General features: G+C 41.4%; 11 protein-coding genes. 1 reads left to right on the plus strand and 10 read right to left on the minus strand.

Annotated features, from left to right (window positions below):
* Positions 1–12: 12 nt before the first annotated feature.
* The 10 genes from KN811_RS09585 to KN811_RS09630 form a co-directional block, all read right to left on the minus strand.
* Entirely contained in the window at positions 13–2,493 is a 2,481-nt protein-coding gene (locus KN811_RS09585; protein WP_187966719.1) for a TraG family conjugative transposon ATPase, read from the minus strand.
* A gap of 33 nt (positions 2,494–2,526) precedes the next feature.
* A complete protein-coding gene (locus tag KN811_RS09590) occupies positions 2,527–2,856 on the minus strand; it encodes a DUF4133 domain-containing protein (RefSeq protein WP_187966720.1) in 330 nt (109 codons plus the stop codon).
* A gap of 18 nt (positions 2,857–2,874) precedes the next feature.
* The gene (locus tag KN811_RS09595) at positions 2,875–3,372 is read right to left on the minus strand and encodes a hypothetical protein (RefSeq protein WP_187966721.1); all 498 of its coding nucleotides are present in this window, start codon (positions 3,370–3,372) and stop codon (positions 2,875–2,877) included.
* A gap of 37 nt (positions 3,373–3,409) precedes the next feature.
* Complete coding sequence (locus KN811_RS09600; RefSeq protein WP_187966722.1) at positions 3,410–3,853, minus strand: hypothetical protein; 444 nt, start codon at positions 3,851–3,853, stop codon at positions 3,410–3,412.
* Positions 3,854–3,937: 84 nt separating this feature from the next.
* Entirely contained in the window at positions 3,938–4,255 is a 318-nt protein-coding gene (locus tag KN811_RS09605; protein WP_187966723.1) for a DUF4134 domain-containing protein, read from the minus strand.
* 151 nt (positions 4,256–4,406) lie between these two features.
* Entirely contained in the window at positions 4,407–4,859 is a 453-nt protein-coding gene (locus tag KN811_RS09610; protein ID WP_187966724.1) for a hypothetical protein, read from the minus strand.
* Positions 4,860–5,208: 349 nt separating this feature from the next.
* Positions 5,209–5,880 carry a hypothetical protein gene (locus tag KN811_RS09615; protein WP_187966725.1) on the minus strand — a complete coding sequence of 224 codons (672 nt, stop codon included), beginning with the start codon at positions 5,878–5,880 and terminating at the stop codon, positions 5,209–5,211.
* 98 nt (positions 5,881–5,978) lie between these two features.
* Complete coding sequence (locus KN811_RS09620) at positions 5,979–6,848, minus strand: helix-turn-helix domain-containing protein (protein ID WP_187966726.1); 870 nt, start codon at positions 6,846–6,848, stop codon at positions 5,979–5,981.
* A gap of 10 nt (positions 6,849–6,858) precedes the next feature.
* On the minus strand, positions 6,859–7,110 hold the full coding sequence (locus KN811_RS09625) for a hypothetical protein (protein ID WP_187966727.1): 252 nt from the start codon (positions 7,108–7,110) through the stop codon (positions 6,859–6,861).
* A gap of 6 nt (positions 7,111–7,116) precedes the next feature.
* Positions 7,117–7,794 (minus strand): hypothetical protein, encoded by a 678-nt coding sequence (locus KN811_RS09630; protein ID WP_187966728.1) that lies wholly within the window; start codon positions 7,792–7,794, stop codon positions 7,117–7,119.
* 347 nt (positions 7,795–8,141) lie between these two features.
* Between KN811_RS09630 and KN811_RS09635 the strand changes: the two genes are divergently transcribed.
* Positions 8,142–9,677, plus strand: a complete 1,536-nt coding sequence (locus tag KN811_RS09635; RefSeq protein WP_187966729.1) for an AraC family transcriptional regulator — start codon at positions 8,142–8,144, stop codon at positions 9,675–9,677.
* Positions 9,678–10,199 lie beyond the last annotated feature (522 nt).

Here is a 10,199-nt window from a genome sequence, read left to right on the forward strand (position 1 = left end):
TTCGTGGCTCTGCTAATTCTTACCTCTTATATCCGCCGCAAGGGCAGCAATACCTTTTTGAATGTTTCCTCCAAATTTTTCAGCATATGCCATCACCTTGACTTTTTCACTTTGTTCGGTGGTGTAGGCCAGGTATTCTTCCAGGGAAACCTCAGTGCGATATACTTTCCCCGGGGGATAGATATAGACTTCTTTGTATTTTTTGGTAGGATCGTTAGCCTTATTTATAGAGAGGATTTGTGCCTTGTCCTTGTCAGTTAGTCCCAGGAGTTCCTGTATCTGATCAAACTTGTTCTGGTACTTAGACTGGTCCAACAGGATCTTACAGTCGCTGTTATTGATAATCGCCTGTTTGACAATGGGAGAGGAAATAATGTCCTCGACTTCCTGGGTTACGACAATAGCTTCCCCAAAGAATTTCCGGACCGTTTTAAAAAGGTATTTAATATATTCTGCCATCCCTTCCCGGGCAATGGCCTTCCATGCCTCTTCAATAAGGATCATCTTACGGATACCTTTCAGCTTCCGCATCTTATTGATAAACACCTCCATGATAATAATGGTGACTACCGGGAATAAAATGGGATGGTCTTTAATATTATCCAGCTCAAAGACAATAAATTGCTGCCCAAGCAGGTCAAGGTTTTCCCGGGCATTAAGCAGGTAGTCAAATTCCCCACCTTTATAGTAAGGGCGTAAGACATACAGGAAATTGTTGACATCAAAATCCCTGTCCTTCACATTGTCACCTTCTAGTTCCTTGACAAACGTATCTTTGAGATACTCATAAAAACTATCAAAACACGCAAAGTCGCCGGGCGACTGCCTAAGATGCTCATAATACCCGGTCAAGGCATTGGAAAGGGCCACATACTCACTCCGTTTAAAGGTTTCGTTATCCTTTTTCCAAAGGGCCAGCAGCAGGGTTTTGATACTCTCTTTTTTCTCGGTATCTAAACGGTCCCCTTCCCCGATGTAAAAAGGGTTAAAGCGGATGGGATTTTCTTCAGAATAGGTAAAATAATACCCCCCGACCATATCACATAGCCCTTTATAGCTATGTCCGACATCCACGAGGATAATATGAGTACCCTGTTCATAATAGCTACGAACCATATGATTGGTAAAGAAGGATTTTCCCGATCCACTGGGCCCCAGGATAAACTTGTTCCGGTTGGTACAAATCCCCTTTTGCATGGGTTCATCGGAGATATCCACATGGATGGGCTTTCCGGTAAGCCGGTCCCCCAGGCGAAGCCCTACGGGACTTAGGGAAGAACGATAGCCCGTTTCCAGGTTTAAAAAACAGGTGGCCTGTTCCACAAAAGTGTCAAAGGTGTCATTTATGGGAAAGTCGGCCCCGTTACCGGGAATCCCGGCCCAGAAAATCTGCCCGGCCCCGGCGGTCTCGATCTTGGCTACGGCATCCATCTGGGCCAGGGCGGAAAACACCTTGTTTTTGAGTTCCTGGAGTTCTTCCCTGCTGCTTCCCCAGGTGAGCAGGTTAAAATGGGCTTTGACCGGTAACCGTTGTTCGCTGATGGCTTCGTTTAAAAAATCGTTCACGGCATCCCGGGCAATAGCGTTTTCCCGACTGTAAGCTGCCAAAGATTGTAACCGGAGGCGTTTGCTTTCCAGCTTTTTAATGGTTTTCTGAGCATCCTCAACAAAAATATACTGGCTGAGGATATGGTTACAGGGCAAAAGTTGTCCCAGGGAAGAAACAAACCCTACGCTAAAGCGGGTTTTATCCGTACTGTATTTGTCATAGTCGATCCGGGAGCCGCACAGGGTGGGCAGGTCGGCGGCATCGCCCAAGGTATAAAGTTGGGCATAGGTATCACCGATACATAAGGTATCCCCAGCCAATTCCATGTCTTTTATTAAATGGGGCTTAGCCCCCTTAGCCATCTCGCCTTCAAGAAAACAATAGCGTTCTATAAAACCTGCTTGGTCCGGGCCACTGAGAAGTTCTTTTTCCTTTAACCGTTTGAGCTGTACAAAGCCGCTATCTTCCAGGATACGCTGGAATTGCCCGCAGCTATCCATAAAATCCTGGAATTTTTGAGCATCCAGGATATCGGAAGGAACCAGGGACGGACGGATCAGGTTGGAAAAAATGGAGGAGGAAACTTTCCTTCCCGAAGGTTTTTTGGTCAGCAGGATATAGCAGGAATGTTCTAAAAACGGTCGTTCGTTAAAAAACCGTTCACTGCTCCGGCTTAAAAAGCTAAGGCCCTCTTTGGTAAAATCCGGCCGATGCCCGCTTTCCAGGAACCAATCCTGCTTAGCAAAAACCGTATGGTTGAGCAATACCTTAATAGCCTTGACCCACGCTTGATGAAAGGCTTCGTATTCCCGGTTACTCAGTGTAAAGATCTCTGGGAGCTCCGCTTTAAACACTACGGTAATGTCCCCTTTTTTGGAAAGGATACTATCGTGTTCCACATCCATAATGGGAAACAGGTCCCCCAACATTTTTTCCGTCCTCATTTTCCTGTTTTTTAATCAATCTCTTTAGAGCTATTAGCCCTTTTGTCTTTTCTGCTTGTAAAAAATGCTCCGGCTATGGCTTTTGATGACTTTGGGAATTTGCCGTTGGGCCAGCTTCTTCATAAGGCCATATTCCCCATAGGCTTTACTCATTTTATAAACCTTGACTACAAGGAATACTCCCAGGGCAAGAATAATCCCGGCACAGATCAGGGGAGGTAGTCCGAGTATATACATCCCGGCAAAAAGGATCAGTAGTATGACTATGCCGCCTCCCAAATACCAGATGTACTGGGCTTTTAAACCGCGAAACTCTATGGTCTGATTGATCCCCTTATGGTTTTGATAAACGCTGTTAATCATAGGTTTATACTTTATCATTTACAGACCAGACCTGTACCTTTCCACCGAAGCGATCGTATCATGGATGGTCCCACCATGACTAAAAATCCCAATCTTTTCCACCACAAATGCCCTGTTCTTTCCCATCACCACACTGTGGTACCCAAAAGTGATCACTTTGCCTCCTATCTCCAAGTGACTGGGAATAGTATCTTTTAACCTCCGGAAAGGACTACATCGGATTCCTTTATACAGTTCCATGCTTTTCCGATAAGAATAGGGTGGGTCCAGCAGCATGGTGTTAAACTTTTCACCTGGCCAACTTCGCAGAAATTCCAAGGCATCCCTATGGTAATCGGCAGGGGCATCCGGATCAAGGTCATTACGGACTTCATCCACTTGGAGCAGGGTCTTCCCGGCAAAAAGGTTTAACACCCTGCCTTCGCACTGTTGCTCCACCCACTCCCTTAGGGCTTTGCCCCGGAAGGTATAGCGATGCAAAGGACATTTGATATGGGTAAATATTATAGGGCGCATTTTCTGGTCCTGGTTTTTCCTGATTACACCGGCCGGTTTACTCTTTCTTATGTTGTTCCAAGTATTCCGAGATGGTTCTTATAACCGCATACCTGAGCCTGCGGCTTTTCCTGTTTTCTTCGGAGAAACCGATAGCTTCAAAAATTTCTTTACAAGTCCCGATCAGGTTGACCACTTCGTGGGTAAGCACTCCCGCTTCCCGGAACCTTAAAAAGTCGGGAAGAAATTCCTTTTCCAAAATGTCTCGGATATAATGGAACCTGGAAGGCCTTAAATCGGCTGTTAGTTCTAACATAGCCTGTTCTTCGATGATATAAGGCGGGAGGCTATCCTTTTTCCATTGCCTAAGCCGGGGGCGCAAGGCTTCGATCTTTCGGTCCAGGTACTGCTGTACCGAGTAATCTTCCTGTAAATTGAACATCAGTTCAGGGTTGTTCTCAATGATATATGCCCACAGTTTTTCTTTTAAGGATTGTTCCATTTTTGTCAATGATTTACAAATAATTGATCGTAGTTGTTAAACCTACTTGGTAGGCAGGTGCCCATTATGATCCGGACTGGGTGACTATACACCGAAGAAGGATTTGATCACCGTGGCTACCACTACCAAAAAGACACAGCTGCCAAACCAGGCCGCGGCGACCTTCCCGGTATCTGGGTCGCCGGCATTCCATTTCTGGTAGACTTTTACAGCCCCTATGAGGCCGAGTAAAGCCCCTACGGCGTACATGAGGTTGGTTCCGGCATCGAAATAGCTTCGTACCTTTTGATTGGCTTCGTTGATCCCGGCAATTCCATCCTGGGCAAGAGTTACTAAATGAGTTAACCATATGATTCCTGTGATGGCCAACTGTCTACGGTTTTTCCTACTGCATGTTTTCATTCGACATTCTGCATTAAAAGTTGATTCTCTTTAGAAAAGTGAAAAAACCTGCTGCCGTCACTTTACCCGGTATTCCCATGTCTGTTTGCGGCTTTCCACCCCAAGAGGGCAGAACAGGAACAGGTCTTTTCACATTAAAACAATACCCCACTCAGGTTTTCGTTCCCCATAACAATTTCATTTCCCGATCACGCAAACCTACGGGGGCATGTTTATAACATTCTTGCTTAATAAATTCCTGGATTCCCTGTTGAAAAGGGGTACCGACAATCTCCGGATGCTTTTGTAATGTCCTCCCAAGACTATTCAAAAGCTGTTTGCGGTTATATTTTTTATTAAAAGCCTCCGCTATGACATCTTTTAGTGTTGTCATAATAGCTTCCGTCTGCTCAAAAGTTTCATTGGGAGTTTCCTCAAAAGAAGCTGGAGAAACTGTTTCTTTAATATAGTTTCCTCTTTGTGCTGTATGAGTAGCTAATTGTATTCCGGAAACAGGTGTTCTTAATTTCAAGATGTAAAACCACAAACCGAGAGCGGCATAATAAGCGGTTAAAACCAGTATTATCATAAGGGCATATTCACCCCAGGAAAATTCATTAAACATACCTCTTCATTTTATCATTCAACATCTGCTTATTACTTCCCAGGGGAATACACCCATAGGTAACAAATAACAGGACAAAGGAACAGTACAATACCATACACCACAAGTACAACTTTAAAGTTGTACCCCCGTTGTACCCATGTACCCCTGAGCAAAATCAAGCGTTCTTGAAAGGTGTTTTTTAGTGTTAACAAAGAAACTGTATACCGAAAAGCCTGATTCTGATCCGTAATGACCTTAGTCAACTACCCCGAACCCCAAGAAGCATAAGTCTCAAAACTTTGAAAAGACATTTCGACACAAGCGCCGAAATATTTTAAATTTCACTTAGTGAGCAAAATGAAAGAAATTAATATTCTTTGATCTTTTTGATCATTCGTTGTAGTTGGTTGATAGTCGCTTCTTTATCCTTTTCTTCTGGTGTATAAGCCTTTACACGAAGGGAATCATAGGACAGATCTTTTTTATGTGGTGTAGAAAGATAGGGAACGATGGTTCTAAATACATGACGCATGGATTTGGCCTTAAGAATCCGAAGTTCATCTGCTGCCCGAAGTACCAGAGCCGTTTGATCCGTAGATAGATTACACAGGATTTTTTCCTGGTCTTTAATTTGAGAGAAATAGGTTCTTTTTTTTATAACATTATCGGGTTTCAGGTAATGGGTAAACCAGGTTTCAAGAAAAGATATTAATTCCTGCAGGCTACATTGAAGGGTATCCATCACTTGTAATAAATCTTCCCTTTGAAAGATGTCATTTTTTTGTTGTTCTGAAACCTGGTCCAGTAAAATAAGAAGGGAAGTATGGTAATTTTCTACCACCAGGCGGATGTGTTTTTCCCGGGTCAGGGAAAACACCTGATGTTTGAGTTTGGATTTGACGGAGGCAGATTCCCTTCGTATATTCCTAACAATAAATTCTACCTGTTCTTCCGTGATTTTCTGAACAAGGGTCTTTTCCGGGTTCAGTGTCACACTGACCAGGATATCCAGCCATTCTAACAGATATTTTCGTCCCATGCTTTTCAACATTTACCCGGCAACATCCAGGACATTTTACTACTAACATGATAGAATTTATAAAACTTTATAAACTCCTTCCATAAGCATAAGAGGGGCTACAATATGGATTTATCATTCAGGCTTTCACGAAAGGCTGTTGGAGAGATCGTTGTATGTCTTTTGAAAAAATTGCTAAAATGTTGGACAGAATTAAACCCAAGAGCGTGACTGATGGCTTTAACGGATACAGGGTCATGTAACAACATTTTGGCTTCTTGTAAAAGAAAGTCTCTTAAGAATCTTTTGGCTGTTTTTCCCGAAACCTCTTTAACCGTTTTGGAAAGATACCGTGTACTTACGTGAAGCTTATCCGCGTAAAATTGTATCCGGTGTTGCTCTTTATAATGTATCTGTATGGTATCAAAAAAACGCATGAACCATATATGTTTCATGGTATAAAGAAAGGATTCATCCCGGTTGTAATGACGATAAAGGTTTCTTAATTCCCATAACAACATATAAAATCCAAGTTCCAGCACCTGATTATGAGGTTGCTGATATTTATGGCCTTTGCTTTTTATATCTAACAGGGTCATTAACAGGTATAAAAGGGAAACCTCATGAGTATTCAGTTGTAACCTGGAGAAACACCCAAGCGTTGGGAAAATAAGAAAGGTGGGGAATATTGTTTTCGTGATGGCGCCGAAAGCAAACCTCCGGGAAAAAAGGACTATCCCTATTAAGGTTTGGTCATGAATTGCAGTTATTGTAGAAGAGGTTTCTTCGGATAGGAATATCAATTCTCCAGGCTGCAATAACACCGTATCGCTCTTCATTTTTAAGTCTATTTTTCCTTTTCTTACAAGCAGCAGGGCAAAGCGGTTTTCCTGTAAAAACGGATTGACTTTCTTTACCTGCTTCTTGTTTTTCAGGAAGGATACCTGCAAGCCCGGAAAATAATCTTTATGATTATGGGGGTGTTTCAAAACAAATATTTTAATTCTTATCAGGGTTCATAAGCCTGGCCATGAGTACAACCACGACATAGAGCAGGTTGCACATTCCGTTAATAAACAGCAGCCAGGCTAACCCCTTTGGAGATTCCCTTTCTATGGAGCCATCAGCGGGATAATTCAGGATCTCGTCATAGCCCAACAACTGTATGACCAGGTAAATGCTCAACACATTAAAACCAATAAGCCCTATGGACAAGACAATGGTCCGCTTTTCTTCGTTATTAACACGCATACTAACTTATGGTTTACTGGCAAACTGATTCTTCTGTACAAAATGGTTCGCGGTGCTTATAGTTTCTTCCGGGTTTTCATCCAGGGCTACAAGAATAAAGTCGATCATGTTAGCCACCATATTATCCCAATCATCATCCGGCTCCTCTTCTTCTGTGTTGGTATCTACTGTAGAATATGAATAGAAACTATGCCTGACCAATGAAGTAAAGGTGAGTATGACCCGTTTGTCTTCTGCAGAAAAACGGGGATGGTCTGTCATCAGGGATTCATACCGTGTAATGGTTGTGTATAACACCTCATAAGGATCATGTGGTAAGGTCAGAATGGTTTCAATAAAATCCACCAGGCTGGTCTTTGCCGCAAGTGTTAAATGAGAATTGGTAATGATTTCTTTGAGGGCCAGTAAAGGATCATCGGTAATGGTATAGGGTTTATTCCCCAGGTCGGCAAGTCGAACGGTATGTTTGCCCGAAAGTTCGATATTGTTCATGTCAATGTACCTGTCAAGCGCTTCTCTATACCTCTCTCCTACACCATCGTAAGGATTGGTATTATTCCAGGGAATAACAGAGGTACGATGATGGATATCCTGGGTATTAAGGTCATGGTAAAGGGCATCATCCGTAGTGCAAGCACAAAACATCAGGATAACACTTGCGAGAGCATATTTAAAATTTTTCATCTTGTGAGTATTTGGTTAACTGAAGTTGTTTTATCAGTTCCTACTCACCCGGGTGATCAGAACTCGCTATCCGGAAAATACCGGCAGTTGTGATCGTTGAATTCACAGACAAAACTACGGGGGATTACAGCACTTTTGCAACCACATGTTCGGGGATTTCCGGAAATCTTCCGTTGTATTTCCGGAAATCCCCGTATTGCTCTAATGTTAAAAAATCATTAATAATAAATGGTTTGTGTTATATTTAAGTTAATTTTTATCTTCCAGGAATAAGTCTCCTAGAAAAGTGAGGAAAAAAGCATAAAACTGGTGCTTTAAGGACATATTGTACTTAAATATGTAGTATCATGATCTATAAACAAATACTTGTCATATCCTTTTTTGCTACCCATGTTGTTTTTCCACAAGTAACACCCCCCACCCGAATAACAAATGACTCACTTCGAAAAGAGGATTATCGTTCTCTTTACGATCATATCACAAGTTCAAAAAATGACAGTATCACTCAATCTCTCTACCTGAAAGCCTATCTCAATAAGGCACAAATGGAGAGTAACCGGGAGAAAATGATCCAGGGTTATAAACACTACCTGCATTATTCTCATGGAAATTTAAAGCTGATTTACGGGGATAGTATGATCCTTATGGCTAAAAAAACTGATGATCCTATCCTTTTGGGGTCGGCTTATCTTTCTGTAGGCGGGGAATACTATAACCTTAAAAGGTATAAAGAGGCTTTGGACCATTACCTGGAGTCCGATCGATACCTTGTAAAAACGGATGATAACTACCTGAAATACAAATTAAAATACAACATGGCCCTTGTCAAATATTACACCCGGTATTATGACGAAGCTATTTCCCTACTTACGGAATGTCTGGAATATTTTAAAACAGAGGCTCCGAGGGGCTATTTGAATACCTTACATTTTTTAAGCCGGTGCCACAGCAGCATGGAAAATTATGGTTCGAGTTCAAGGGTCAACCAGTTAGGGATTACAGAAGGCAGAAAGATTGGAAATACCAGTATGGAAGTATATTTTATCCAATCGGAAGGGATCAATGACTGCATAAGATCTGATTATCATCTTGCCATACATAAACTGGATAGTACCCTGAAAGTGATCCGGGAGGAGAAAGATGATTTTGCCAATGAGGTATTGGGGCTTTTTTACCTGGGAAAAAGTTATTGGGGACTGGATGAACGTAAAAAAGCTGTAGAATATTTTAAAGCGGTGGATACCTGTTTTAAAACCAGGGGGTATATGAAACGTGAATATCTCGAAGGATATAAGTTATTAGATGCCTATCATAAGTCAAGGGGAGAATTGAAACTTCAGCTTCACTATCTTGGAAGACAGCTTCAGGCGATGGAGTTTTTGGATACCCAGGAGAAATACCTGGACGATAAGGTCAAGAATGAATATGATGTAAAAAGGGTCAGGCGTGAAAAAGAAAAGGTTGAAGCACTTTTACAGACCAGGAACAAGCAGAAAACCTGGGGAATCATAGCAGGCATTTTTTTGTTTATCCTTATCTTATCCTTAGTCTATAGGAGCTACAGGATTAAAAAAATCTATAAGCAACGCTTTGAAGCCTTTATGAAAGGACATAGACCACAAAACCAGGCCACAAAAAAGAAAAGGCCTCCCTCCCAAAAACCGGATATTAGTCAGAAAGTAATTGATATGGTCCTAAAGAAGCTGGATACCTTTGAAAAAGGGAAAAAATTCCTGGATAAAAAGATGTCCGTGAGTAAATTTGCCGCTACCCTGGAGGTAAACAACAAATACCTTTCCCAGATTATTTCTCATTTTAAAAAGAAAGGAGTAACGGAATATCTCAATGATTTACGGATCGACTATATTGTAGACCGGATGTAGAAGGACCCAAAATTATTACATTATAATTACAATAGCCTTGCCGGAGATGCGGGATTTAACAGTGAAAGGACTTTTTCTGATGCCTTTCAGTCACGTACGGGTATAAAACCCACATTTTTCATACAAGAATTAAAAAAGAATGATCATTATAAATGAAAAGAGGTATCTTCATCCTTCAAACGGCTCAAAATTAAACTATATAGCCTTTCAAGTAAAATAGCTGAATGATTAATAATATTAACAAAGTTTAATTCAAACTTGATCAACTTTTTTAAGTCTTATTATGATTTAGGTTGGCCTATTCGACTATTTCATTTCTTCTAGTTAAATTGACATCTTTCCCTCAATATATTTGCGAGTAAACGATTTTTTTTGTAATATTATTACATATAACTTGTAGGCTTACCCAATCTAAGACACCTCTAAATTCAATAAATTTTCATTAATATCATTAGATTGGGGGAAGAATTCTTCCCCCAATCTGGGTTTGTACTCTCTTGGAGATTTATTCCCCAGAGATTG

It is taken from the genome of Sinomicrobium weinanense, assembly GCF_018863395.1.
In the GTDB taxonomy this organism is placed as follows: Bacteria; Bacteroidota; Bacteroidia; order Flavobacteriales; family Flavobacteriaceae; genus Sinomicrobium; species Sinomicrobium weinanense.

Bases quoted from the DNA above. Each gene is read 5' to 3' on its own strand.
- KN811_RS09585 (WP_187966719.1), bottom strand. From the start codon at position 2,493: ATGAGGACGGAAAAAATGTTGGGGGACCTGTTTCCCATTATGGATGTG.
- KN811_RS09635 (WP_187966729.1), top strand. From the start codon at position 8,142: ATGATCTATAAACAAATACTTGTCATATCCTTTTTTGCTACCCATGTT.
- KN811_RS09590 (WP_187966720.1), bottom strand. From the start codon at position 2,856: ATGATTAACAGCGTTTATCAAAACCATAAGGGGATCAATCAGACCATA.
- KN811_RS09600 (WP_187966722.1), bottom strand. From the start codon at position 3,853: ATGGAACAATCCTTAAAAGAAAAACTGTGGGCATATATCATTGAGAAC.
- KN811_RS09595 (WP_187966721.1), bottom strand. From the start codon at position 3,372: ATGCGCCCTATAATATTTACCCATATCAAATGTCCTTTGCATCGCTAT.
- KN811_RS09605 (WP_187966723.1), bottom strand. From the start codon at position 4,255: ATGAAAACATGCAGTAGGAAAAACCGTAGACAGTTGGCCATCACAGGA.
- KN811_RS09625 (WP_187966727.1), bottom strand. From the start codon at position 7,110: ATGCGTGTTAATAACGAAGAAAAGCGGACCATTGTCTTGTCCATAGGG.
- KN811_RS09615 (WP_187966725.1), bottom strand. From the start codon at position 5,880: ATGGGACGAAAATATCTGTTAGAATGGCTGGATATCCTGGTCAGTGTG.
- KN811_RS09630 (WP_187966728.1), bottom strand. From the start codon at position 7,794: ATGAAAAATTTTAAATATGCTCTCGCAAGTGTTATCCTGATGTTTTGT.
- KN811_RS09610 (WP_187966724.1), bottom strand. From the start codon at position 4,859: ATGTTTAATGAATTTTCCTGGGGTGAATATGCCCTTATGATAATACTG.